25 protein-coding genes are annotated in these 25,133 nt (G+C 65.0%); 7 read left to right on the forward strand and 18 right to left on the reverse strand.

Annotation, left to right across the window (positions count from 1 at the left end; genetic code table 11):
- Window positions 1-79: 79 nt before the first annotated feature.
- Complete coding sequence (locus tag I6F12_RS17460) at window positions 80-397, forward strand: hypothetical protein (RefSeq protein WP_157785238.1); 318 nt, start codon at window positions 80-82, stop codon at window positions 395-397.
- Window positions 398-708: 311 nt separating this feature from the next.
- Here I6F12_RS17460 and I6F12_RS17465 read toward each other — a convergent pair whose 3' ends face one another.
- The gene (locus I6F12_RS17465) at window positions 709-1,371 is read right to left on the reverse strand and encodes a phytochelatin synthase family protein (protein WP_225151750.1); all 663 of its coding nucleotides are present in this window, start codon (window positions 1,369-1,371) and stop codon (window positions 709-711) included.
- A 259-nt stretch (window positions 1,372-1,630) separates the two neighbouring features.
- Between I6F12_RS17465 and I6F12_RS17470 the strand changes: the two genes are divergently transcribed.
- The 5 genes from I6F12_RS17470 to I6F12_RS17490 all read left to right on the forward strand — a co-directional run bounded on the left by I6F12_RS17470 (window position 1,631) and on the right by I6F12_RS17490 (window position 4,856).
- Window positions 1,631-1,846: a dodecin family protein gene (locus tag I6F12_RS17470; protein ID WP_035699963.1), complete on the forward strand. Its 216-nt coding sequence runs from the start codon at window positions 1,631-1,633 to the stop codon at window positions 1,844-1,846.
- Window positions 1,847-2,002: 156 nt separating this feature from the next.
- Window positions 2,003-2,314: a hypothetical protein gene (locus I6F12_RS17475; RefSeq protein WP_057030484.1), complete on the forward strand. Its 312-nt coding sequence runs from the start codon at window positions 2,003-2,005 to the stop codon at window positions 2,312-2,314.
- 148 nt (window positions 2,315-2,462) lie between these two features.
- Window positions 2,463-2,648: a hypothetical protein gene (locus tag I6F12_RS17480; protein WP_225156906.1), complete on the forward strand. Its 186-nt coding sequence runs from the start codon at window positions 2,463-2,465 to the stop codon at window positions 2,646-2,648.
- A gap of 39 nt (window positions 2,649-2,687) precedes the next feature.
- Window positions 2,688-3,014: a GcrA family cell cycle regulator gene (locus tag I6F12_RS17485; protein ID WP_036010004.1), complete on the forward strand. Its 327-nt coding sequence runs from the start codon at window positions 2,688-2,690 to the stop codon at window positions 3,012-3,014.
- 306 nt (window positions 3,015-3,320) lie between these two features.
- On the forward strand, window positions 3,321-4,856 hold the full coding sequence (locus tag I6F12_RS17490; protein WP_225156907.1) for a PAS domain-containing sensor histidine kinase: 1,536 nt from the start codon (window positions 3,321-3,323) through the stop codon (window positions 4,854-4,856).
- 113 nt (window positions 4,857-4,969) lie between these two features.
- On the opposite strand, the gene lpxB is transcribed toward I6F12_RS17490, so the two are convergent.
- The 3 genes from lpxB to lpxA are packed head-to-tail and all read right to left on the reverse strand — an operon-like array spanning window position 4,970 to window position 7,838.
- Window positions 4,970-6,148, reverse strand: a complete 1,179-nt coding sequence (gene lpxB, locus I6F12_RS17495) for a lipid-A-disaccharide synthase (RefSeq protein ID WP_225156908.1) — start codon at window positions 6,146-6,148, stop codon at window positions 4,970-4,972.
- Window positions 6,148-7,017: a UDP-2,3-diacylglucosamine diphosphatase LpxI gene (gene lpxI, locus I6F12_RS17500; RefSeq protein WP_036038899.1), complete on the reverse strand. Its 870-nt coding sequence runs from the start codon at window positions 7,015-7,017 to the stop codon at window positions 6,148-6,150. The genes lpxB and lpxI overlap by 1 nt, the downstream gene beginning before the upstream one ends.
- A 29-nt stretch (window positions 7,018-7,046) precedes the next feature.
- A complete protein-coding gene (lpxA, locus tag I6F12_RS17505; protein WP_225156909.1) occupies window positions 7,047-7,838 on the reverse strand; it encodes an acyl-ACP--UDP-N-acetylglucosamine O-acyltransferase in 792 nt (263 codons plus the stop codon).
- 176 nt (window positions 7,839-8,014) lie between these two features.
- On the opposite strand from lpxA, the gene I6F12_RS17510 reads away from it, so the two are divergent.
- Window positions 8,015-8,335, forward strand: a complete 321-nt coding sequence (locus tag I6F12_RS17510) for a KTSC domain-containing protein (RefSeq protein WP_225133749.1) — start codon at window positions 8,015-8,017, stop codon at window positions 8,333-8,335.
- Between the two features lie 12 nt (window positions 8,336-8,347).
- Here the strand turns inward: I6F12_RS17510 and fabZ are convergent, their stop codons facing one another.
- From fabZ to I6F12_RS17580, 14 genes are all read right to left on the reverse strand, one after another.
- Entirely contained in the window at window positions 8,348-8,809 is a 462-nt protein-coding gene (gene fabZ / locus I6F12_RS17515) for a 3-hydroxyacyl-ACP dehydratase FabZ (RefSeq protein ID WP_036010015.1), read from the reverse strand.
- A complete protein-coding gene (gene lpxD, locus I6F12_RS17520) occupies window positions 8,806-9,873 on the reverse strand; it encodes a UDP-3-O-(3-hydroxymyristoyl)glucosamine N-acyltransferase (RefSeq protein WP_036010017.1) in 1,068 nt (355 codons plus the stop codon). Before lpxD ends, fabZ begins: the two co-directional genes overlap by 4 nt.
- A gap of 125 nt (window positions 9,874-9,998) precedes the next feature.
- Window positions 9,999-12,524: an outer membrane protein assembly factor BamA gene (bamA, locus tag I6F12_RS17525; RefSeq protein ID WP_036010019.1), complete on the reverse strand. Its 2,526-nt coding sequence runs from the start codon at window positions 12,522-12,524 to the stop codon at window positions 9,999-10,001.
- Between the two features lie 176 nt (window positions 12,525-12,700).
- Window positions 12,701-13,852 (reverse strand): RIP metalloprotease RseP, encoded by a 1,152-nt coding sequence (gene rseP / locus I6F12_RS17530; RefSeq protein WP_225112540.1) that lies wholly within the window; start codon window positions 13,850-13,852, stop codon window positions 12,701-12,703.
- 44 nt (window positions 13,853-13,896) lie between these two features.
- Window positions 13,897-15,120, reverse strand: a complete 1,224-nt coding sequence (dxr, locus tag I6F12_RS17535) for a 1-deoxy-D-xylulose-5-phosphate reductoisomerase (protein WP_225125195.1) — start codon at window positions 15,118-15,120, stop codon at window positions 13,897-13,899.
- 4 nt (window positions 15,121-15,124) lie between these two features.
- Entirely contained in the window at window positions 15,125-15,967 is an 843-nt protein-coding gene (locus I6F12_RS17540; RefSeq protein ID WP_036025246.1) for a phosphatidate cytidylyltransferase, read from the reverse strand.
- Window positions 15,964-16,722 (reverse strand): isoprenyl transferase, encoded by a 759-nt coding sequence (locus I6F12_RS17545; RefSeq protein ID WP_225156910.1) that lies wholly within the window; start codon window positions 16,720-16,722, stop codon window positions 15,964-15,966. The genes I6F12_RS17540 and I6F12_RS17545 overlap by 4 nt, the downstream gene beginning before the upstream one ends.
- 104 nt (window positions 16,723-16,826) lie before the next feature.
- Window positions 16,827-17,390 (reverse strand): ribosome recycling factor, encoded by a 564-nt coding sequence (frr, locus tag I6F12_RS17550; protein ID WP_025036556.1) that lies wholly within the window; start codon window positions 17,388-17,390, stop codon window positions 16,827-16,829.
- Window positions 17,391-17,455: 65 nt separating this feature from the next.
- Window positions 17,456-18,172, reverse strand: coding sequence for a UMP kinase (gene pyrH, locus I6F12_RS17555; RefSeq protein ID WP_036010035.1), 717 nt, complete (start codon window positions 18,170-18,172; stop codon window positions 17,456-17,458).
- 59 nt (window positions 18,173-18,231) lie between these two features.
- Window positions 18,232-19,155: a translation elongation factor Ts gene (gene tsf / locus I6F12_RS17560; RefSeq protein WP_225112543.1), complete on the reverse strand. Its 924-nt coding sequence runs from the start codon at window positions 19,153-19,155 to the stop codon at window positions 18,232-18,234.
- A gap of 133 nt (window positions 19,156-19,288) precedes the next feature.
- Entirely contained in the window at window positions 19,289-20,284 is a 996-nt protein-coding gene (locus tag I6F12_RS17565) for a 30S ribosomal protein S2 (protein ID WP_036010040.1), read from the reverse strand.
- Between the two features lie 211 nt (window positions 20,285-20,495).
- The gene (locus I6F12_RS17570; RefSeq protein WP_225156911.1) at window positions 20,496-23,306 is read right to left on the reverse strand and encodes a caspase domain-containing protein; all 2,811 of its coding nucleotides are present in this window, start codon (window positions 23,304-23,306) and stop codon (window positions 20,496-20,498) included.
- 222 nt (window positions 23,307-23,528) lie between these two features.
- Window positions 23,529-24,224, reverse strand: a complete 696-nt coding sequence (locus I6F12_RS17575; protein WP_225156912.1) for a carbonic anhydrase — start codon at window positions 24,222-24,224, stop codon at window positions 23,529-23,531.
- Between the two features lie 339 nt (window positions 24,225-24,563).
- Window positions 24,564-25,121 carry a DUF2846 domain-containing protein gene (locus I6F12_RS17580; protein WP_346656318.1) on the reverse strand — a complete coding sequence of 186 codons (558 nt, stop codon included), beginning with the start codon at window positions 25,119-25,121 and terminating at the stop codon, window positions 24,564-24,566.
- Window positions 25,122-25,133 lie beyond the last annotated feature (12 nt).

Consider the following 25,133-nt stretch of genomic DNA (forward strand, 5'->3'; position numbering starts at 1 on the left):
TTCGACAATAGTGATTGGAACTAGGAAACCTTGGGAGGTTCGCGCGTTTAGGGGCCGGAGCAAGCCGTGGAGGAGAAGCATGCGAACAGCAATTCTCGCATTGATTGTAGTTGCCGGAAGCGCAATGACCTTCCAAGCAACGGCCCAACAGCAAAAGGCCGCACCCAGTGAGCAAACCAAGGAGGAGATGAAGCGCGACGTGGACCGGGAGCTCAAGGCTGGCCAGCCCAACGAGCAGATGCAGCGCGATGCGGACAAAGGGATCAAGACCCGCAACTCCGGAGAGTCCGGATACGTGGCCGATCAAGACAAGCCGGCCGCTTCGGCGCATCCTCCGGGCCGGCCGGGAAGTGAGCAGACCACCGGTTCGGGTGGCCAGACCGGAACTCCGAAATAGAACACTCGGCCTGCGCTGCGTCTACGGCGAGTTGCGCGGACGCCGGAAGTGGCCAATTCACGGGTCGCATGCGGTCCCGGGTTAGCGTGTCGTCCGCCTGGTTGCCGCCCAAATGTCCTCCCGGGGTCAGTATGTCGCGCTCAGTGTACGCGTGGAGCGAGACCCCGGCGGCAAGTGGCGGGCCGTCATAGGGCGCACAAGCGCCAGTCGAGGCAAGACGGCCCCCCGCGTTCTGTCCACCGCCGATAGACGACATCCCAACTGCCTCAAATGATCCGGCTAAGGGTCACGAGGCGACATGGAGCGGGATGTCACTCTATGAACAGCAGTCCCCTCTTCTTATCGCCGTCAAACGTATTTACAGCGTCGAACAGCCGCTTCCGTTCGACTAGCCACGGCTGGAAATCGAAATTGACATCGAGCACGAAAACGAGGTCTTCGGCTTCGAAATAGCCTCCAATTGGGGAATGGTGTCCACTACCAGCACCAAAAATATGAGCGCGATCGAAATTCACGATGTAGCGTCGCCGCGGATCGTTGGAGCGACGGAGATGCTCCAGAAACTGGTTTTCGCTGAGATCACGCAAGACAGTAACTTTCCGGCTGGTGTTGGACTGGGCGACGTTGGCCAGTTCGTCAAGCGTGAGCCCCATGATGCATACGCCTGTCCAGCAACTCCACGTCCCGGCCAACACCTTGCCTTCCGTCCTTGCCGCCTCGCCAAGGGACCGATACGCATTTGCAACAGCGGCAGGTCCGCAGCGAGAGCCATTTGACTGCCAAACAACGTGTCCTTCAAATGTTGCTGCCACGGGCAGGTGCCACGCACGCTCAATAAGCTCCGGAGTACGTGTGACCGATGAGGCTATGGCTTCTGATGGCACGTGCGATTGATTGACCACCAGGGCCCCGGCACACACCAGACTCAGGGCAATCACCAAGCTGCTGATGCTTACGCGGTGCCATCGCTTCATGGATCGGAACCTTGGCGGCAATGACGACTTAGGCGCGCAAAATTATACTCGGAAAGCCGGAGAGCGCGAAGAAGATACCTGCCGTCGTTCGTTCGGGCTGAAAATGCGAACATAATTTCCGACAGGACGACCCGAGTTCTTCTTTTGGGTCGAACAGGAAAGTGACAGCCAATCGGACCCTTTCCGCGGCATCCCGAGATGTATCAGCGTCGAGATCCCAGTGCTAGACTTCCTGCTCCTAGCGATTGGGAGGACGAACATGCCCGATAGCGTCTACAAGGTCATTGAACTGGTCGGTACCAGCAGCGACTCATGGGAGAAGGCGGCCGCTAACGCAGTCGAGCAAGCTGCTAAATCTCTCCGAGATCTCCGCATTGCAGAGGTCGTCAAGCTCGATATGCAACTGGATGACAAGGGAAAAGTTGAGGCCTATCGCGCCAAGCTCAACGTATCGTTCAAGTTCGAGGGCTCCTGAGCCTCAGCACCTCGCCGCTTCGGGCGAGGACGGCTCATTGGACAGGCGCGTTGCGGTCCGCCAGCCGGACGCTGTGGCCCATCCCGGAAGTTGGCACTAGTCCGAGCGGGACCGAAATGCTTTGATGCGAAGGAGCGTATGGCGCGTGGTGGCCCCATGTACATGGTCATTCGCAAGTACAGTAAGGTTCGTTCGGTCGCCGACGCCGCTCGTCGCGCCAAGAGCGGCGTCGGTGAGATCCTAAGACAATCGCGGGGATTCAAATCTTACCATGTGCTGGATGCGGGCGACGGTGTCGGTATCGCGGTGATGATATTTGACGACCGCGAAAGCGCCAACGCAGCGAACGCCAAGATACTGGCATTTGTTCAAGCCAGTCTACCCGACCTCGATCTTGGAGTTCCTGAAATCGCTGCCGGCGAGGTTTTGGTGAACTTAGAGCCCAATGGGTCCTCGGGCATCAAGTAGCCGAAAACGCTGCCTGTTGCATGGCCCGCCGCCCGCTGATCGTGCAGTCTACCCGACCTGCATCGCGTTTGCGGCGGTCGCGCCCCGGCACCGGCATATGCCGGCCAAGAATCTGGCGACTGCGCTAATTTTCGAGGAGCACAATGCCATGAAGCAACACACCTCCGAAGCATTTTCCACCACAGCCAGGAAACTGCTCATGCGGATGCGCATCGTGATGCCACCCAGGGATCCCGATGAAGACGAGGATTATGAAGACGAGGAGGACGAAGACGAGGATGAGCAAGATGATGCCGACGAACCGGCGGTCGTGCGCGAGCCGGACGAAGACTAGACTAGCCGGTGTCTGGCAGTCGCCGTTATACTATCTCTCATGGGCTGGGATGCGAAAGACATAGCGCTTCTCAAAAGGCTCTGGTCCGCGGGGCAGAGCGCGGCGCAGATTGCGCGCCATCTCGGCTGCAGTCGTAACGCGGTATGCGGTATGCTGAACCGTCTGGGCCTGAAGCGCGGCCACAAGCCGCCCACAGCGCAGCCCCAGATAAGGCCGGCCCCGAAGCTGAGGCCGTCGTCGGCCGCCTGCGCCCGTCCCATCGCGCGGAGGGTGTCGCCGAGTACAGCAGAGAGGGAGCTGCCAAAGGAATTCAGCCGGCAGCAGCTTTACGCCATTCTGGCTGAGGCGGTCAGAAACACTGGTTAAGAGCTCACCACGAACGTCCTTGCCCTCCCGTCCATGTCGGCCGGGTCGTTACTTTGCAAATGAGCGTCGGCCACCCGCGAGACAGAAACAGGGCCCACCTCACACGCATACGTTGATGGAACCGGGTTTTAGCTCGCGTTGTTTCGGCTCGGGGTCGTCACAGCCACGTCGCTATAGAGAAGCCCTGTATACGGGAGTATAGTCGCCAAAGGCATATTCCCGATCGATCTTGATCGGCTCCGGGGGGACGCGATCCGGCACGAGAAATCTGTCGATTGATCCATCACGCGTGAGCAAGAGATGATCATGCAACATGCGATTGAAGTGCCGTCGGTCGCCCTCGATTCGAATGAGTGCAAGCGCCCCGAGGAGGCACTGCGCGAGAGCGAGGAGCGCTTTCGCACGCTGGTGCAATTCTCCTTCGATGTGTACTGGGAAACGGACGCGGAGCATCGCTTCATCCGCCAAGAGTTCGCCGAGACGCTTCCCGAGCCGCCGGTCTCCGAGATCGGCAGGACACGATGGGAGATCCCGTATCTCGAACCTGACGCAGATGGCTGGCGCAAACACCGGGAGATACTCGACGCTCACCTCCCGTTTCGCGATTTCGAGCTCGCGCGGCCGATGCCCGACGGCGGCAAGCGCTATATTTCCGTCTCTGGTCTGCCCATCTTTGACAAGACAGGGAACTTCGTGGGTTACCGAGGTGTGGGGCGCCACATCACGGAGCGCAAGCGCGCCGAACAGGCGCTGATCGAGAGCGAGGCCCGTTTTCGTACCTTCGTGGACCACGCGACCGATACGTTCATGCTGCACAGTGAAGATGGTCACGTTCTCGATGTGAATCGGAATGCCTGCGAAAGTCTCGGCTACAGCCGGACCGAACTGGTTGGGGCAACTGCGGCCTTGTTCGATCTGGAGATGGATGAAGCGACTTGGCGTCGCAACCGCGAGCGTCTCAAGGCCGGCGGCATCGCTACGCTCGAGAGGCGCTATTGCCGAAAGGATGGCACTGTGTTTCCCGTCGAAGTTCGTATGCGCGAGTTCTGCGAAGTCGGACAGTCACGAATCATTTGTCTGAGCCGCGACATCACCGAACGCAAGCGAACCGCCGAGACGTTCCGCGAGATGCAGGCTGAACTAACACACGCCAATCGCGCGGCGGCAATGGGCCAGGTCACGGCTTCGGTGACACACGAACTAAGCCAACCGATCACCGCGGTGCTCTGCGACGCAGAGGCCGCACTGAACTGGCTAGGAACACAATCTCCGAATTTCGAAAAGGCACAGCAGGCGCTCGTATCCATTGTCGCAGAAGCCAAGCGAGGCGGCGAGATTATCAGTTGGATCCGTTCCTTGATCAAGAAAGCTCCGGCGCCGAAGGAGAGCGTCGATGTCAATGGTGCAATCCTGGACGTGATCACCATCGCCCGTAGCGAGCTGCTCAAACATGATGTCTCGATCCAGACCGACCTCGCTCCGGGCTTGCCGCTCGTGAAGGGCTATCGCGTTCAGCTGCAACAGGTGGTTCTCAATTTGATCCTCAACGCGATCGAGGCAATGAACTGCGTCGACGTTGGCGGACGAGAGCTGCGGATCAGCACGGCTGCGGATGCTTCAAATCGCGTTGTTGTAGCCGTACGGGATACCGGACCTGGACTTGACGTCGCAATCGTTGACCGCCTGTTCGAGCCCTTCTACACCACCAAGCCGGACGGGACCGGCATGGGCTTGTCGATTTGCCAATCGATCATCGAGGCTCACGGAGGACGACTTTGGACTGGTGCGAATGAACCACGGGGGGCGGTGTTTCACTTTAGTCTGCCTTCGCAACAGGAGTGATCCACGTCGCTTTAGCGTAACTCACGCCTTCGCTGTTGCGTTTCTTGGCGTCTGGTCTTTGAGGGCAGCTCACGCTTTGGAGGGGGCAGCTCAAGCAGCCTTTTTGAAACACCCTAGCTCGTTCGCCGGCTCTGGCGCATCGTTGCGAGCACGATGTCGGCGGCGAGCACGCTCGGCGATGTGTTGCCGGTCGACATGATCTGATCGAGCCTGGCGAAGGCCTCGACCTGCTGCCGGCGCAGCGGAGACTCCGTCAGCACGTCCCGAAGCGCCGGCGCCAGCTTCTCCGGCGTGCATTCCTCCTGCAAATACTCGGGAATGACATCCTTGCCGATCACGAGATTGGCAAGGATCACCGAGGAGACACGGATCGCGCGTCGCAGGATGAACGCCTCGATCGCGCCGACGCGATAGGCCGTCACCATCGGAATGCCCGACAGCGCGAGCTCGAGCGTCACCGTGCCGGATTTCGCCAGCGCGGCCTGAGCGATGCGGAAGGCCGCACGCCGCTCGTTCTCGCCGATCACGATCTGAGGCTTGACCGGCCAGCTCGCGATGCCTTCGCGGATGGTGGCTTCGAGATGCGGCATGGTCGGCAGCATCAGTTCGAACGCACAGCCCTCACCCCTTAAGCGACCGAGCGTTGCGCCGAACACGTCGAGATGATGCCTGACCTCGCTGCGTCGGCTGCCGGGCAGCACCAGCAGCACCGGCGGCTCACTGTCGCGGCGCGCCTGCTCCTCCGCACCCGGCCGCAGCGAGCCCAATTGCTCAATCAGGGGATGGCCGACATAGCTGCAGGGCGGGCCGCCGAGCTTGCGGTATTCCTCGGGCTCGAACGGCAGCAGGCCGAGCACGTGGTCGACATAGCCGAGCATGGTCCGCGCCCGTCCTGGCCGCCATGCCCAGAGCTGCGGCGAGACGTAGTCGACGATCGGGATCGCGGGATTGCGCGCGCGCACGCGGCGGGCGACGCGATGGGTGAAGTCGGGGCTGTCGATGATGACGAGCACGTCGGGCGCGGCCTCGGTCACTGCGTCGGCGGTCTGCCGGATCAGCCGCAGGATCTTCGGCAATTGCTGCACCACCGCGGCAAACCCGACGATCGAGAGCTCCTCGATCGGAAACAGCGATTCCAGGCCCTCGCGCGCCATGGTGCGGCCGCCGACGCCGACGAACTGCACGCCGTCGCCGAGGCGCTGGCGCAGCACCTTCATCAAGGCGCTGCCGAGCCTGTCGCCGGACTCCTCCGTCGCGATCAGGAAGATCTTGCGCTTGGGATCACGCGACATCACGCGGGCAGGCCGATGACGAAGAGATATTTGGCATCGGCAAGCGCGATCATCGCCTGCGGCTCGGCGGCGATGGTGTTGCCCGCGATGACGGCGATGCCGGCAAGGCCGGCAGCCGCGACGCCCTCGATGGTGCGCGGACCGATCGTCGGCAGGTCGAAGCGCAGGTCCTGGCCGCTCTTCGGCGCCTTCACCAGCACGCCGCGTCCGGTAGCGGCGCGGATGCGGCCCTCCTCGCGCAGCCGCGCGACGCGGGCGAGCAGCGCGTCGGTGCCCTCGATGTCCTCGACCGCCACCACGTGGCCATCGATCACGACCACGGCCTGGCCGATGTCGAACGGGCCGAGTGCGGTCAGCACCGCCCGGCCCCGGTCGGTATCGGCCTTGCTGGCATCGCTCGGCCAGGCGCGGCTGATGCAGCCCTCGGGCATCAGGAGATCCGGCGCGACGTCCTTGATGCCGACCATCCGGAAGCCGTCCTGCTCGAGGATGCGGCCCACACCCGACAGCAAATGATCGTCGCCGCCACGGAAGGCGCGGATGACGTTGCCGAGCAGGCGCAGCGTCGTGAAGTCGAACCGGATCTCGGACAGCGAAGGCCGCACCAACGTGCCGATGAAGATCAGGTCGCGGCAGCCCTCCTCGCGGAACAGCCGCATCGCGCGTCCGAGCTGGCCGACGGAGATCCAGCGATGCCGGTACTTCTCCACCCTCTGGGGATCGCAGGCGCCGCGCAGCGGAAACAGCACCGGCGTGATGCCGTGCGCGGCGAGAGACTCGGCGACCGCGAACGGCATGGCTCCCCCCCCGGCGACGATGCCGACCGGTGACGAAACCTGCAAAGCCGCCGATGTCGTGCCCGCGGCCATCCCAAGATCACTCCAAGATCATTTCAAGATCACTTCGCGATGGCGGGAAGACAGAGCGGGCGCTTGCCCTTGCCGATGAAGTCGAGAATTTCGGCGATCGCGGGGTCCTCGCCCGCGAGCGGCCGCGCCGCCTCCAGCCGCTCGGCGAAGGTGCCGGCGCCATGGAATAGCTTCTGGTAGAACGCACGCACGGTGGCAAGCCGCTGCTTGGTGAACTTGCGACGCTTCATGCCGATCAGATTGAGGCCTTCGAGCACGGCATATTGGCCGTTGACGAGACCGAACGGTATGATGTCGTCGCGCACGCCACACACGCCGCCGACCATGACCTGCGGTCCGATACGGGTGAACTGATGCACGGCGGACAGCCCGCCGATGAAGACGAAGTCGCCGATCTCGCAATGGCCGCCGAGCGTTGCCGAGGTCGCGAAGATCACGTCGTTGCCGAGATGGCAGTCGTGGCCGACGTGGCTGCAGTTCATGAAATAGCCGCGGTCGCCAACCGAGGTGACGCCCCCGCCAGCGACGGTACCCGCGTTCATGGTGACGGATTCGCGGATGGTGCAGCCCGCGCCGATCCTGAGCTGCGTCAGCTCGCCACGATAGCTGAGCGATTGCGGCGGCGTGCCCAGCGAAGCGAACGGATAGATGGTGCAGCCGTCGCCGATCGTGGTCTGCGCCGTGATGTGCACATGCCCGATCAGCTTGCAGTTCGTGCCGATGACGACGTTCGGGCCGATGATGCAATAGGGTCCGATCTCGGTGCCCTCGCCGATCATGGCGCCGTCCGCGATCCGCGCGGTGGGATCAATCTTGCTCATCAAGCCAATCTTACTCGTCAAGAAGGTCGGGTTATGTATTGAAGTCGCTCGGTTTTCGGCTGGTTAGCGCGACTATGCCCGATCTGTCCAGTGACGTATCATCTCGCCGTGTTTCAAGTGCCGGATGAGGCGGCCTTCCCGTCCCGTCGTCAGGTTCATGCGGAGCTTCAACGATCGTGGTCAGAGCCCTGATCCTTCTGCTGGCGCAGCTCGCGGATACTCCGATCGTGTCGGAGGCGGTCGAGACCGGCGAACACCGCCTGGTCGATCTGCGGACATTCGAGTGCCGGGACATCACCCGCAGCACGGTGCTTCAGCGGGTCTGTTACGATCGCGCGCAGCAGGACCTGATCGTCGCGAGCAACGGCGCCTATCACCGCTATTGCGGCGTGACGGCCGACACCGTCGAACGCCTCCTCGGCGCGCCGTCCATGGGCCAGTTCTTCAACCGGACTATCAGGCGGGAGACGACCGGCAGCCGCTACGATTGCACCTGAGCCCAGTGCCGCTCAATCGGTCAGCATGGCGCCGACGTCGGCTTCGGCAACGACCTGACCGTTGACCTTTGCATCGCCATGAAACCACCACATGGTCTTGCGCCGGCCGAGCGAGCGCATGTGATACTCGATCGTGTCGCCCGGCAGTACCGGCTTGCGAAACTTGCACTTGTCGATGGTGAGGAAATAGACCGCCCGCGGCTTCTCGGTGCCCTCGACCGACTTGATGCCGATCACGCCCGCGGTCTGCGCCATCGCCTCGATCATCATGACGCCGGGATAGACCGGACGCTCGGGGAAATGTCCCTGGAACGCCGGCTCGTTGAAGGTGACGTTCTTGATGCCGATGCCGCTGTAATCGGCGCGGATGTTGATCACGCGGTCGATCAGCAGCATCGGAAAGCGGTGCGGCAGTGTCTGGAGGATCGCGTTGATGTCCACCAGCTCGAACTTAACAGGTGATTCCGCCGTCATTCCCGTCCCTCGTCCTTCGGATCGGCCTTGCTGTCGCGTACCAGCCGCTCCACCGCGATGATCTCCTTGAACCATTGCTTGGTCGGCTTGGCGAAGTGCCCGCCCCAGCGGCCGCCCGGCGGGATGTCGTCCTTGACCGCGCTCATCGCCGTCACCTGCGCCCCGTCGCCGATCTTGAGGTGATTGTTGATGCCAACCTTCGCTCCGAGCGCCACGTTGTCGCCGATGGTCAGGCTGCCGGCGAGCCCGATCTGGGCCGCGAGCAGGCAGTGCCGGCCGATCGTCACATTGTGGCCGATCTGGACCTGATTGTCGATTTTGGTCCCCTCGCCGATCACGGTGTCACGCAAGGACCCCCGGTCGATCGTGGTGTTGGCCCCGACCTCGACGTCGTTCTGGATCAGCACGCGCCCGGTCTGCGGCACCTTCAGATGGCCCTCCGGGCCGAAGAAGATGAAGCCGTAGCCGTCCTGGCCGATCGAGCAGCCGGGATGGATCAGCACGTTGTTGCCGATCAGGGCGCACTGGATAGCGGTCCGGGCGCCGACATTGCAATCCCGGCCGATCTTGACGCCGGGACCGATCACCGCCCCGACGCCAATCACAGTGCCACTGCCGATCTCGACGTCCGGGCCGATCACGGCCAGGGGGTCGACGACCACTCCGTCCTCGAGCCGGGCCGTGGGATCGATGATGGCCGATGGCGCGATACCGTCGTTGCCGACCCAGGATTGCGGCCGCAGCGCGTCGGCGTGCCATTCCCGCGCGATCCGGACAAAGGCGCGGAATGGCTGCGCCACCCGCAGCACGGCCACATGTTCGGGCACCTCGGCCTCGAAGCGCGGACTGACCAGACAGGCCCCCGCCTTGGTCGCCCTGAGCTGATCGGCGTATTTGAGGTTGTCGAAGAACGCCAGATGCATCGGGCCCGCTTCGTCGAGCGAAGCAAGGCCCGTGATGACGTGGCCGCCCCTCGCGGGGTCGACCAGCTGCGCCTTTGTCAGCGTGGCAATGTCGGCCAACGCTGCGGCAGGCGGCTTTGTGAAGAAGATCGGCTGCGCCATTCCACCCCGTCGCGGTCCGGCTTCGGCATGAAGCGGTCAGGCCGCATCATGCCTCATGTCCTGGATCGGCACGATCCCTTTCCGAAACCGGTTCCGGTGATCCGGATCGTGCCGTGCTGATCGAATTAGAACGTGGTGCCGCCGCCGAACCGGAATTCCTGCGTGCGGTCGTACTTGCCCTTGCTGAGCGGCACGGCGTAGTCGAAGCGCAGCGGTCCGAACGGCGACTGCCAGATCACGCCGACACCGACCGACGAGCGAACGACCTTGCTGTCGTCATAGACGAGACCGGTGCAGGTCCCCGTGCTCGAGGGATTGATGCTCGACGGGATACATCCCGGCGCATTGACCTCGTTGGTGGTGGTCCAGCTCGTCGGTCCCTTGTAGTCGTAGAGGCCGCCGGCGTCGGCATAGACGGCGCCCTTCAGACCCACTTCCTTGGGCAGGAACCAGAACGGCATCTGCAATTCGAACGAAGCACCCCAATACTGGGTGCCGCCGAGCGCATCCTGCGTGCCGAACGGGTTCAAGTCGCGCGGACCGATGCCGTTCGGGGCGAAGCCGCGGACGAGGTTCGGGCCCATCTGGAAGTGGTCGAGCATGCGCAGATCGGTGCCGATCTTGTTCAGCATGCCGCCTTGCAAGCGGACGAGGCCGACGATGTCGGACACGAGCGGAGTGTAGTACTTCGCGTCGACGACCGACTTCAGATAGGAGACGTCGCCGCCGACGCCGGCGAAGTCCTGCCGGAAGTCGACGAGCAGACCGTCGGTCGGGTTCTTGTTGTTGTCCAGCGTGTTGTAGGTCAGCGTGTAGCCGAGCGCCGAAGTCAGCGTCTTGCCGTTGGCGAGCTCCTTGCGCACCGGCAGCGAGGCTTCGCCATCGTTGTAGCAGCCGAGGCCGTTGGTGGACGGATCCAGAGGTATACCGGTGGCAGCAGAGAAGGCCGGGCTGGGATTGAAGGCCGCCGAACCAACCACGTTGTTACAGTTCGCCAGGTAGCCCGGCAGGGTGATTTCCTGCCGATAGATCGAGTAGCGCACCTGGAGCGAGAGATCTTCACGCAAGGAGAAGCCGAGGCGCGGCGAGAAGCCGAGCGTCTTGGTGCCGTAGGAGATGTAGCTGTTGGACTTCTGCTCACGCTGATAGAGGTCGAGGCCGAGCGCGACGCGGTAGTCGAGCAGGTACGGCTCGACGAACGACAGCGAGTAGCCGCGCGCATACTGGCCATAGGTCACCGCAGCCTTGGCGAACAGGCCGCGACCGAGCAGGTTGCGCTCGGAGATCGAGACTTCGGCCAGCGCGCCGTCGGTGGTGGAGTAACCGCCCGAGACCGAGAAGTCGCCGGTCGACTTTTCTTCCATGTCGACGATCAGGATGACGCGGTCACTCGACGAGCCCGGCTCGGTCGTGATCTTCACGCTCTTGAAATAGTCGAGGTTCTTCAGGCGCCGCTCGGCACGGTCGACCAGCGCGCGGTTGTAGGCGTCGCCCTCCGAGATGTCGAACTCGCGGCGGATCACGTAGTCGCGCGTGCGGGTGTTGCCGCGCAGGTTGATGCGCTCGATATAAGTGCGCGGGCCCTCGTCGATGTTGAACACGACGGACACGGTGTGCGCTTCGAAGTTGCGATCGCCGCCGGGCCGGACCACGGCAAAGGCATAGCCGCGGCGGGAGGCTTCGATCTGCATCTCCTCGACCGACTTCTCGACCAATTCGACGTTGTAGAGCGAGCCGACATTGAGGCGCGAATAGGCGCGCATCGAGCTCGGATCGAAGTTCGGAATGCTGCTGCGGAAATCCACCGCGCCGACGCGGTATTGCTGACCTTCCTCGATCTTGAAGGTGACGTTGAAGCCCTTCTTCTCCGGATCGTATTCGGTCAGCGCCGCCACGACCTGCACGTCGGCGAAGCCGTTCTTGAGGTAGAATCGGCGGATCAGGTCGCGATCGGCTTCGACGCGGTCGGGATCGTAGACGTCACCGCTGCCGAGGAAGCTCAGCAGGTTCGTCTCGCGCGTCTTGATCACGTCGCGGAGGCGGTAGGACGAGAAGGCATTGTTGCCGACGAACTCGATCGACCGGACGCCGGTCTTGACGCCCTCCTCGACCGTGAAGATCAGGTCGACGCGGTTGTTCGGCTGCTCGATGATCTCGGGCGTGACGCGCACGTCGTAGCGGCCGGAGCGGCGATAGATTTCGGCGATACGGAGCGTGTCCGACTGCACCATGGCGCGGGAGAAGGTGCCGCGGGCCTTGGACTGGACTTCAGCGGTGAGCTGCTCGTCCTTGATCTTCTTGTTGCCCTCGAAGGCGATGCGGCCGATCACCGGGTTTTCCACCACGGAGACGATGAGCTGGCCGCCGGAACCGCGGTTGATCCTGACGTCCTGGAACAGGCCGGTCTCGATCAACGCCTTAAGGCCGTCGTCGATGGCGGCCTGATCCAGCCGGCCGCCGGGACCAGGCTTGAAATAGGAGCGGATCGTCTCCACCTCGACGCGGCGATTCCCTTCGACGGAAATCGACTGAACGGTCTGGGCGAGCGCAGACGAAGACACGAAAACAGCCCCAACCGGGGCAACCACCGGCGCGCCGAACAAGATCAGGGTCGCGAGCAAGCCCCCCCGGAGTCGCAGTCCAAACTTCATCGCGCAACGCGCCCTTATCATTCCCTGCCAGACCCAACCCCAACGCCGGTCCGGAGATTCCCCAAGTTCAGGCCGCTTGTAGCCAATTTCGCCGACGCCGCAAACGGCCGAAAGCGCCGTAATTTCAATTTCATTCCAAGACGTTGCTCAACAGCAACGCCACAAAAAAGCCCCTATCAGGAAGCTGCCATCCGCAGGATGTCGTTGTAGGTCGCAAACACCATCAACATCAGCACCAGGCCAAGCCCGATTCGGAACCCCATTTCCTGGGTCCGCTCGGACAAAGGCCGGCCCCGGACCACCTCGGCCGCATAGAACATCAGGTGGCCGCCATCGAGCAGCGGGATCGGGAACAGGTTCAAAAGGCCGATCGACACCGACAGCACCGCGCAGAGATTGATCACGAACTGGAACCCAGCGCTGGCCGCCTGCCCAGACATTTTCGCGATTCCCAGGACGCCGCTGACCTCGTTCGGATTGCCCTGGCCGACGAACAGCGAGCCCAGGAACTTGAAAGTGCTGGTGATGATGAACCAGACCTGCTCGACGCCGATCTTGAGCGCTTCGCCGACGCCGACCGGGGTGGTCGAGGCCTCCCCGGCCTGCGACTTGTGCTCGATGCCGAGAACGCCGAGACGGTGGCTGTTGCCGAACGGGTCCTTGCGCTCCAGCAGCGCCGGGGTCGCGGTCAGCGAGACGACGGCGCCGTCGCGCTTCACCTGGAAGGTAAGAGCCGAACCGGCGTTCATCGCAACGATTCGCTGCATGTCGGCAAAGCTCTCGATCGGCTTGCCGTCGATCTGGATGACGACGTCGCCCACCTTGAAGCCGGCGGCAGCCGCCGCGCCGTTGGCGACGACACCGTCGACCCGGGCGATCGTGCTCGGCTTGCCGTAATAGAGCGCCATTCCGGCGAAGATCAGCGCGCCCAGGATGAAATTGGCGATTGGTCCGGCCGCGACGATCGCCGCCCGGGGACCGACCTTCTTGTGGTGGAAGCTGCCGGCGCGCTCCTCGGCCGACATAGACGCCAGCGTCTGGGCCGACGGGGTCGAGGCCTCGCTCTCGTCGCCGAAGAACTTGACGTAGCCGCCGAGCGGGATCGCCGAGATCTTCCAGCGGGTGCCATGGCGGTCGTTGAAGCCGACCAGCTCGGGGCCGAAGCCGAGCGAAAAGGTCAACACGCGTACGCCCGCCCAGCGCGCGACCAGGAAATGGCCGAGCTCGTGGAAGAACACGACAATGGTCAGGACGAACAGGAAGGGAACCGCGTAGCCGAGGAGCCCATGGCTCAACGTATTGAAACTATGGACGAAAAAGTCGATCATCGAATTCCCTCACCCAGCGCCGCAAGGCCCTGGTCCCGAACCAACTAGGATGCCTTTAAGGCAATTTGAGGCAATAGGGCGGCAGCCCTATTTCGCGCAACATGGTCAACAGAGATTGCATCGTCTGCGGAGGTCAGAGGCGCCTGGTTGCCGCCTTTGATCCAATCCTCGAGGGTCGCCTCGACTAGCCGGGCAATCGCACCGAAGCGGATCTTGCCGCCGATGAAGGCGGCCACGGCGACCTCGTTGGCGGCATTGTAGACGGTGGTCGCGCCCTTCCCGGTCCGGAGCGATTCGTAGGCCAGCCGCAGTCCAGGGAAGCGCTCGAAGTCCGGCGCTTCGAAGGTCAGCTGGCCGATCTTGGCAAGGTCGAGCTTGGCCGCCGGGCCCTTGATGCGATCGGGCCAGCCGAGGCAATGGGCAATCGGCGTCCTCATGTCGGGCGCGCCGAGCTGGGCCACCACCGAGCGGTCGGAAAACTCGACCATGCCGTGAATGATCGACTGCGGATGAACCAGCACGTCGATCTCGTCCGGCGAGAGCGCGAACAGATAGGACGCCTCGATCACCTCGAGCCCCTTGTTCATCATGGAGGCCGAATCGATCGTGATCTTCTGGCCCATGCTCCAGTTCGGATGCTTCAGGGCCTGCTCGAGCGTCGCCTGCTCGATGTCTGAGGGCTTCCAGGTCCGGAACGGGCCGCCGGACGCGGTGATGATGACGCGGACGAGCTCGTCCCGATTGCCTGAGCTCAGCGCCTGGAACAGCGCGTTGTGCTCGGAATCGGCCGGCAGGATGCAGGCGCCGGCTTTTGCCGCGCGCTGCATGAAGAAGTCGCCGGCGCAGACCAGGCACTCCTTGTTGGCGAGCGCGACATGCGCGCCGCGATCGACCGCGGCGAGCGCCGGCTTCAGCCCGGCAGCGCCGCTGACCGCCGCCATCACCCAGTCGGCCGGACGCGCGCCGGCCTCGATCACCGCGCTTTCGCCGGCGCCGCATTCGGTACTGGTGCCCGCGAGCGCAGCCTTGAGCTCGGCGAGCTTGGAGGTGTCGGCGATCGCGACATAGCGCGCGTTGAATTCCTTGGCGAGCTTGGCGAGCGCTGCGACATTGCCGTTCGCGGTCAGCGCCTCGACACGGTAGCGCTCGGGCGAGGCGCGCAAGAGATCCATCGTGCTGTCGCCGATCGAGCCGGTGGCACCGAGGACCGTGACGCTGCGAATGTCGGACGCAGCAAGCCTGTTGTTACGCAAGGGAACGGCGCTCATATCCTCACCAAACCATAAGACCGCTTCCGGCGCTATGCACACCATGGCGGAAAAAGCCGATAAACCAGGCCGCCAGGATGGCGGCGACAAATCCGTCCAGGCGGTCCATAAGCCCGCCATGGCCGGGAATTAAGTGACTGGAATCCTTGACACCGAAGCGCCGCTTCACGGCGGATTCGAAGAGATCGCCGAGCTGCGACACCATCGACAGGACGGCGCCGACGAGCAGCAGCGGAATCAGCTTTCCGATCCCGGAGGCGGCGAAGCCGGCCGCGACCGCAAGGCTCGCCGCAAAGCCGCCGAGCGCGCCGGCCCAGGTCTTTTTCGGGCTCACGCGCGGCCATAATTTCGGGCCGCCGATGCTGCGTCCGGCGAAATAGCCGCCGATGTCGGTCGCCCACACCACGAGCAGCACGAACATCAGCGCGGAGAAGCCGTTGACGAGATCCTTGCGCACCAGGATCGAGGCCAGCAGCGCCGCCGCCGCATAGGCAAACCCGCTCGCCGCCCACAAGAACTTGCCCCGGGCGATCAGCGTCACGATGGCACCGCCGATGAGGCCGGTGACGACGGAGGTCTTGAGCGCGCCGAAAGCGACGGAGGCTCCCATCATGGCGATCACGACCGTCCCTGCCCCGGTCAGCGCGGCCGACGCTGCGCCCACCACCATCAGCCATTCCGCGAACAGCCCGATCGAGACCAGGGTGACGAGAAGCGCCCACAACCAGCCGCCGGCATAGGCGATCGCGATGGCCAGCGGCGCCAGCACCAGCGCTGCGAGGACCCGCATCACCAGATTGCTCGGGGCAGGCTTGGCGCCCGCCGATGCAGGATCGGGTTCGTTCACGAGGCGGTCTTCGCAACCAGGCCGCCGAAACGGCGCTCGCGCCTGGCAAATTCGGCGATCGCGCCTTCCAGCGCCGCCTTGTCGAAGTCGGGCCAATGGATCGGCACGAACACGAGCTCACTATAGGCGGCCTGCCACATCAGGAAGTTCGACAGGCGCTGCTCGCCGCTGGTGCGGATGATGAGATCGGGGTCGGGGATGTCGGGCGCGTCGAGATGCGAGCCAAGCGTCTCGGCGTCGATCGTGGCAGGATCCCGCCTGCCCTCCGCGACCTCGCGGGCCAGCTTCTGCGCCGCCTTCGCGATCTCCTGCCGCGAGCCGTAGTTGAAGGCAACGACGAGCGTCAGGCGCGTGTTGTCGCGCGTCAGCTCCTCGGCCTCGTTCAGCAAGGCGCAGATGTCGCTCTCGAGCCCCTCGCGCTCGCCGATGATGCGGACCTTGACGCCGTCGCGATGCAGGCTCGCCAGGTCGTTGCGGATGAAGCGCCGCAGCAGGCCGAACAGGTCGCCGATCTCGCTTGCCGGGCGCGACCAGTTCTCCGACGAGAACGAGAAGATGGTGAGATAGCGGATGCCGAGCTCGTGCGAGGCGCGCACCACGCGGCGCAGCGCGTCGACGCCGCGGCGATGCCCTTCCGCACGCGGCAGACCGCGCGCGGCCGCCCAACGCCCGTTGCCGTCCATGATGATGGCGACATGCGCAGGCGCCTCGGACCTGTCGGGTCCTTCCGTTGCGGGCGCGGCGGCGTTGGACATGAAGGCGATGCCTTAAAGCATGATCCGGAAAAGTGCGAAGCGGTTTTCCGACAAAATCATGCGCGAACAATAGTCTAGAGCGCGATGATGATACTCATCGCGGTTTAGACGGTGAGGATTTCTTTTTCCTTGGCGGCCAGCAACTGGTCGATCTCGGCGATGGTGCCGTCGGTCGCCTTCTGCACCTCGTCGGCGTGACGCTTCTGGTCGTCCTCCGACATCTCGTGATTCTTCTCGAGCTTCTTGAGCACGTCGAGACCGTCGCGGCGGACATGGCGCGCGGCGACCTTGGCGGCTTCGGCATATTTGTGCGCGACCTTCACCAGCTCCTTGCGGCGCTCCTCGTTGAGCTCGGGAATGCGCAGGCGCAGCACCTGGCCCTCGGTCGCGGGCGACAGGCCGAGATTGGAATCCACGATCGCCTTCTCGACGGCCTTGACCATCGACTTGTCCCAGACCTGCACCGAGATCAGCCGCGGCTCCGGCACGCTGACGGTGGCGAGCTGATTGAGCGGCATGTGGCTGCCATAAGCCTCGACCTGCACCGGATCGAGCATCGAGGCGGAGGCGCGTCCCGTGCGCAGGCCGCCGAGCTCGTGCTTGAGCGAGGCGACGGCGCCCTGCATGCGGCGCTTCACTTCGTTGAGATCGAAATTACCCGTGGCCATCACGTTTCTCCTTCAAAATCCCGGCGACCGCTCCGCACCGTCCTTTCGGCGCGTCAGATGAGCCGTCAGCCGGCGACGATGGTTCCGTGGCCGACGCCACGCAGAATCGCGCCGATCGAGCCCGGCTCCGCGATCGAGAATACGATGATAGGCAGCGACGTCTCGCGGGCAAGCGCGAAGGCGGTCGCATCCATCACCTTGTAGCCGCCCTCGATCGCCTGCGAATGCGTCAGGCGGTCGAACCGCGTCGCGGTCGGATCCTGCTTCGGATCGGCCGAGTAGACCCCGTCGACATTCGTCGCCTTCAGGACCGCCTGCGCGCCGATCTCGGCGGCCCGCAGTACCGCGGTCGTGTCGGTGGTGAAGAACGGGTTGCCGGTCCCGCCGCCGAGCAGCACGATGCGGCCTTCGGCCAGGTATTTGTGTGCCGCAGTGCGGGTAAACAGCTCGGAAATCTCGGGCATGACGAAGGCCGACAGCGTCCGGGCCGGCGTTCCCTTGCGCTCGATCGCCGCTTCCAGCGCGAGGCAATTCATCATGGTGGCGAGCATGCCCATGGTGTCGCCGGTGGTGCGCGACACCCCGCGGGATGAGACCTCGACGCCGCGGACCATGTTGCCGCCACCGATCACGACCGCGACCTCAGTGCCGAGATGGCGGGCCGCGATCAGATCGTCCGCAACCCGGTCGACGGTCGGCTGATCGATGCCAAAGCCTTGCCGTCCCGCGAGATACTCGCCGGACAGCTTGATCACGACGCGACGATAGACCGGATCAGTCATGAGCACTTTCCTTGTCCGGGCGCCGCTTCCGGCGGCACGCCGGAAGGAACTTCCGGCGCTTACTTCTTGCCGCTGGCCGCGGCGACCTCGGCCGCGAAGTCGCTTTCCTGCTTCTCGATTCCCTCGCCGAGAGCATAGCGCACAAAGCCCGCGATTTTCACAGCCCCGCCGACCTTGCCCTCGGCCTCCTTCACCGCCTGCGCCACCGACTTGCCGGTGTCGTGGATGAAGGCCTGCTCGAGCAGGCAGACTTCCTTGTAGTAGGTCTTGAGGCCGGACTCGACGATCTTCTCGATCACGTTCTCGGGCTTGCCCTGCTGACGGTACTTGTCGGCCAGTACGTCCTTCTCGCGCTTGACCACGGCCGGATCGAGGCCGGACGGATCGAGCGCCAGCGGGTTGGCGGCCGCAATGTGCATCGCGATCTGACGGCCGAGCGCTGCGAGCTCATCGGCCTTGCCCGGCGATTCCAGCGCCACGATCACGCCCATCTTGCCGGCGCCGTCGATGACGGCACCATGGACGTAGTGCGAGACAACGCCCTGGCTCACCTCGAGCGCGGCGGCGCGGCGGAGCGTCATGTTCTCGCCGATGGTGGCGATCGCATCATTGATGGCGGTTTCGATCGTGACGTCGCCGACCTTGGCGGCCTTGATCTTCTCGACGTCCGCTCCGACGTCGAACGCGACCTGGGCGATCATCTTGACCAGGCCCTGGAACTGGCCGTTGCGCGCAACGAAGTCGGTCTCGGAGTTGACCTCGACCACGACGCCCTTGGTGCCCTTGGTGAGCGCGCCGATCAGGCCCTCGGCGGCGACGCGGCCCGACTTCTTGGCGGCCTTGGACAGGCCCTTCTTGCGCAGCCAGTCCTGCGCCGCTTCCATGTTGCCGTCGTTTTCGGTGAGCGCGGCCTTGCAGTCCATCATGCCCGCGCCGGTTGATTCGCGCAGGTCCTTGACCATCGCAGCTGTGATCGTTGCCATCGTTGAAAATCCTTTGTGCCTGCCGGTTTGCCGCGGCGCGGCATCGAATCGCCCCGCCGCGGTCCATCTCAGGAATTCGCGTCAACTGAAATGGTGGCCGGATCCTATCCGGCCAACCCATCGCTCTTTTTGACTATTCCGCTTCCGCGGTCAGCGCCTTGGCCTTGGCCACCCAGGCATCCGCACGGCTCGGCAGACCGACTTCTTCGCCGATCGTGTGCGCGGTGTCGTGGTCGAGCTCGGCGAGCTGCCAATAGTGGAAGATGCCGAGGTCGTTGAACTTCTTCTCGATCGCGCCCGACACGCCCGGGAGCTTCTTGAGGTCGTCGGCAGTGCCGCGGGGACCCGCAAGGCCCTGGAAGCCGCTCGAGGACGCCGCCGGCAGCTCTTCGGCGACCGGCTGGGCCGAGGCGCCGACGTCGATGCCCGAATCGCCCTGCGCGCGCGAGATGCCGTCGATCGCCGCACGCGCGACGAGATCGCAGTACAGCGAGATGGCGCGGCCGGCGTCGTCATTGCCCGGCACCACATAGGTGATGCCCTTCGGGTCCGAATTGGTGTCGACGATCGCGGCGACCGGGATGTTGAGCCGCTGGGCTTCCTGGATCGCGATGTCTTCCTTGTTGGTGTCGATCACGAAGATCAGGTCGGGCAGACCGCCCATGTCCTTGATGCCGCCGAGCGAGCGGTCGAGCTTGTCGCGCTCGCGCTGCAGCGTCAGGCGCTCCTTCTTCGTGTAGGAATTGGCTTCGCCGCCCGAGAGCACGTCGTCGAGGTGACGCAGGCGCTTGATGGAAGCCGAGATCGTCTTCCAGTTGGTCAGCGTGCCGCCGAGCCAGCGCGAATTGACGAAATACTGCGCGCAGCGCTTGGCCGCGTCGGCAACGCCGTCCTGCGCTTGGCGCTTGGTGCCGACGAACAGGATGCGGCCGCCCTTGGCCACCGTGTCGCTGACGGCCTGGAGGGCCTGGTGCAGCATCGGCACGGTCTGGGCGAGGTCGACGATGTGGATGTTGTTGCGGGTGCCGAAAATGAACGGAGCCATTTTCGGATTCCAGCGGTGAGACTGGTGACCAAAGTGCACGCCAGCTTCGAGCAGCTGACGCATAGTGAAATCGGGCAGTGCCATCGTTCTAATTCTCCGGTTGGTTCCTCCGGAAACGTGTGAGCAAAACGGAGCGTTCACGCCCCGGTTGCCACCGGACGGCCTTGTGAGCCATGTTTCCGTGTGAGATGGCGCGCTATATAGCGCCATTTCGGCCAGAAGCAAGGAAATAACGGCCTTTGGGGACGCCTCTAGGCTGCTGTCGCATCCCGGCATCCCCTGCCCCTCGCGCCTCCTAACACCTGGGCTGGCCCGGGGGGCAGCTCTTCGGTGGCGGTCCGGCCGGCCGCGGCGGCGCATGCGGCGCGGCGGCCATCGGCGGCGGCGCCGGTCGGGCGACCGGAGGTGGCGGCGGCGGCGGCGCTGGCCGCGCAACCGGCGGCGGAGGTGGTGCCGGCCGCGCCATTACTGGCGGAGGCGGAGGCGGCGCCGGCCGGGCAACAGGTGGCGGCGGCGCCGGCCGTGCCACGGCCACGGGCGGAGGCGCCGCTCGCGGCGGCGGAGGTGGCGCAACGCGCGGCGGAGGCGGCGGCGTCGGCCTTGCCAGAGCCTGAGGAGGCGGCGGCGGAGCGGCGGGCCTGGCGGCCTGCGGCGGCGGTGGCGCGGGCCGATGACCCTGAACTCCGGACGGTGTCCGCGCCGCTACAGGCGGCGGCGGAGGTGTCACGGGTTTGACCGCAGTCGGGGCCGCGGGCTTGCCGGTGGCCGCGCTCGGCGGCGGCAAAGCGCCCGGCTGGGGCCCGCCCGGCCTGCCGCGCAGGTCAGGCACAGGCGGGGTCGTTGTCCCCGGCGGCCTGGGCAGGGCCGCGGACGGGCTCGCCGCGGTTGCGGAAGCCGGCGGGGGATTGGGCGTCGTTGCCGCGTTCGGCTGCGCCGGCGGAACGTTGCCGCTCGGCGCCGTGGCGGTCGCGGCGGGCTTGCCAGGGGGTGGGACGGTCCCGGGCACAGCCCCTGCCCTGGCCGGCGGCGGCCCGCCGGGGGTGCCGGGCACGGGCAGCGTATTGGCCGGCGGCAGCTTGGTCGGGGCCAGCGCTTGCGGGGTTGCCGCGGCGTTGCCGGCGGGAGCGTTCGCGCTCGGACTGGGCGTGCCGCCGGGCGTCCCCGTCGCGGGCGGCGCTCCGGCCGGCGGGCTGCCCGGAGATCCCGGCACCGGCAGCGTATTGGCCGGCGGCGGCTTGGTCGGAGCCAGCGCTTGCGGGGTTGTAGCGGCACTGCCGGCGGGAGCGTTTGCGGTCGGACTTGGTGTGCCTCCCGGCGTCCCAGCTCCGGGCGCCGCTCCGGCTGGCGGGCTGCCGGGAGCTCCCGGCGGCGGCACAATATTGGCCTGCGGCAGCTTGGCGCCGGCGGGCGGCGGCGCTGTCGTGCCAGGCGCGACATTGGCCGGAGCTGGTGTCGGGATACCTGGCCTCGCCGTCGGCTGGATGGTCGCGCTCGGCGGCATCGGCGCCTTGCCCTGCTGGATCAGGGCGGCGCGCTGAACGACCGCCTGCGGCACGGCCGGTCCTGCCGGCGTGGCGCGGCCGGCAACCGCCGGCGCCAGATTGCCAGGTCCGATCCCAGATCCGAGCGCCGGCCCCGCGGCCGGCGGCGGCGCCGGCGGGCGGTTGATGACGGTGTTGATGACCGTGGTGTTGTGGATGTTCTGGTAGATGATGTTGTTCGGCGGCGGCGCGACATAGACCGGCGGCCTCACGAACACCGGGATCGGCACGAACACCGGCTGCGGCAGCACGAACAGGCCGACCACGGGCAGCGGCGGCGGCAGCACGACGAAATCCGGCGGCGGCGGCGGCAGATAATAGACCGGCGGCGGCGGTGGCGGCGCGAAGCCGAAATCGGGATCGCTGAAATACAGCACCGGGCGATCGACATAGACCACCTCCTCCGGCGGCGGTGGTGGCACGTCGTAGTCGATCATCGCGAAGGTCGGCGGCGGCTCGGGCGGCGCGGTGAGGATCGCAAGGCGGCGCCGCGCATCCGCCGCATGCGGCCCGCGCGGATAGCGGCGCAGATACGACCAATAGGCCTCCGGCGTGTCGGTCCGGTAGGTCCGCCGCCAGGTGATGGCTTCGCGGCGCGCGGCAACGATCGCCATCACGCGCTTGGCGAGGGGATCGTTCGGATAGGCCGCGAGAAACTCTTCATAGGCCGCCAGCGTGTCGCGCTCGAGCGCGGCGGCATAGGCGTCCTGCACCCCGAGATCGCGGATCGGCTTGCCGCGGATCGCGGCGACCTGGTCGGGCGCAGCCTGCGGCGGCGGCGCATCGGGCGCGCGCTCGAAGAACGAGAATGGCGCCGAGATCTTCTGCTCGTTCCAGGGCACCTGCGCGCCCTTGGAGGCCTCGTTGACGCGCAGGCGGACGCGGTCGAACACCTCGGGCAGCGGCAGGCCGCCGGTGCGGATCATCTCGGCGAGCGACTGCGCATAGATGCCGTAGGGCCCCGGCTCCTCCGGCGCCACCGTGCCGGGCGCGGCATTGAAGGCGATCAGCATGTTCGCCTCGGGCTCGACCAGCGCCAGACCGCTCGCGATCGGCTGACCGCCCTCGATGAAGGGCTGCGCACGGGCTGCGTCGAGCACGACGATATTGGCCTTGAGCGGAATCGAGGCGAGCTGGCGCGCATAGTCGCTGATGCGCAGGGCCTCGGTCGGTATGTCGGTGTCGCGGCTGATGTTGGAATCGACCGGGATGAAATAGTTCTCGCCGGCGAGCTGCACGCCGTAGCCGGCAAGATAGATCATCGCGACGGTGCCCGGGCCCGACGCCTGGGCCTTCTGGATGAAATCGCGCAAGCTCTTGCGCAGCGTGTCGCCGTCGAGATCGCGCGCGCCGACCACGTCGAAGCCGGCCGCCTGTAGCGTCTGCGCGATCAGGCCGGCATCGTTCGCGGTGGTCGCCAGCGGCGATTTGGCGTAGGCGCCATTGCCGACCACGAGCGCGATACGCTTTTCCTGCTGCTGGGCACGCGCCTGATGCGGCGCGCCTGCGGCAAGGATCGCCATCGGCAGGAGAAGGCAGAGGAAGACTTTGAGCGTCCCACGCATGGCTTGTGCCTGCTTTTGTCGTTGAGGTAGCCACCGCATATACCGCATATCAGGCGCGCGGCCAGCTGAATGGCACTTGAACGAAAAGCGCGGATTGAGGCGGCGGCATGGCGCCGCCGCCCAACTCAAACCTCCACGCCAAACCTCACGTCAAACCTCGAACCTCCACGTGAGGCCTGCAAGCCTCGCGACCGCACTGCGGCACAAGGCTCCTCGGCCCGTTCAGCCCTGGGCGATCAGATCGACCGTGCCCGTGGTTAGCCGGTAGATGCCGCCGACAACCTTCAGCTTGCCCTGCTCCGCGGCCGCATTGAGGATCGGCGCAGTCGTCTTCAGCTTGGCGATGTTGTCGACCACGTTCTGCCGGATCGCCTTGTTGAGCACGTCCCCGCCCTGCTGCATCGCCGCCTTTGCGGCGGGCGCGATCGCATCGACCAACGAGGGAATGTGCCCCGGCGGCGACGTATTGTCCTTGATCGCCTTCAGCGTCGCGTCGACCGCGCCGCAGGCATCATGGCCGAGCACGAGGATCAGCGGTGTGTTCAGCACCGCCACCGCATATTCCATGCTTGCGATGGTCTCGGTGCCGGCAAAATTTCCGGCGACGCGACAGACGAAGAGGTCGCCGCGCCCCGCATCGAACGCATATTCCGGTGCAATGCGCGAGTCGGCGCAGCTCAGCACGGCCGCGAACGGATTCTGTCCGCCGGCCAGCGCCTCGCGCTCGTGCTTGAAATCGTGACGTCGCGACACGCGGGCGACGTAGCGCCCATTGCCTTCCATCAGTCGCTTCAGCAACGCGTCGGGCGACAGCACGTTCTGCGGCTTCGGCGGCTGCTTGGCGTCCTTGGCCAAGGCGCCACTGGCGAAAGCTCCACCGGCGAAGGTCATGCCGAACGCGGCGGCGCCAAACAGCATCGCCGATCGCCGCGACGGCGCGATGTCTTGGCGCAGAGAGTCTTGGCGCAGAGATTGGTGATGCAGAGTGTCAGAACACTTGTCGCACATGTGACGTCTCCTCGGGTCAGTGGACGAATGAAGCGTCGCGAAGATAGGTGCGCCGATATGAAGAAATAACAAATGTTAGTTGATGCAACCGATGATTGCTGCACCGCGCGCTATGCTGCAAGCCGAAAGGCCGGTCATTCCGCGCCCGACGATTGCACGAACATGCGTCCGCCTGCATGCATTCGAGATCAACCCGCCAAAGAGCCCCTGCGCCAGCGCGATCAGAGGCACGTCGTCGTACCGCGCGCCCTACTCGACGGCTTCCAGCTCCGCGAGCTTCGTCCGCGCGGTTGCCGCATCCAGCGCGACGAGTTCGCCCGGCCCGAGATTGGCCTCGCCCGCCGTCGCGACGGACACGACCGCAAGTCCGGCCAAACCGCCGAGCACGGCGCCGCCCATGGCCGCATCGTGCCGGGGGCTGCTCTTGATCAGGTAGAAATGCGTCCGGCCCGCCTCCATGACGATCTCGCGCTTGGTCTCGCCCGGAAACATCAGCTCGGTGAGCAGCACGTCGTGACGCCCGGCAGGCCGGTCGGCATAGGCATATTTCCCGGCCACGACTTTTCCGAGCGGCGCACCGTCGAGCTTCACCTCGCAGGCGCAAATGGCCATGCTCAGGCCGCTCCTCTTGTCCTGCAGGAACACCACACGCGCGTGCCCCGCGCGCGGAGGACCAACCTTTTTCGACACCGACGCAAAGTCCGTCCCAACCTGATTGCTGACGCACCCCGTCAGCATGGCACAAACGGCCAACAACAACGCAACCTGTCGCAGCATCACACGCCCCATTCCATTCCCCGGGGACATGCTAGTCGGAAT

The organism is Bradyrhizobium sp. IC4059, from assembly GCF_020193615.1.
Classification (GTDB): domain Bacteria; phylum Pseudomonadota; class Alphaproteobacteria; order Rhizobiales; family Xanthobacteraceae; genus Bradyrhizobium; species Bradyrhizobium yuanmingense.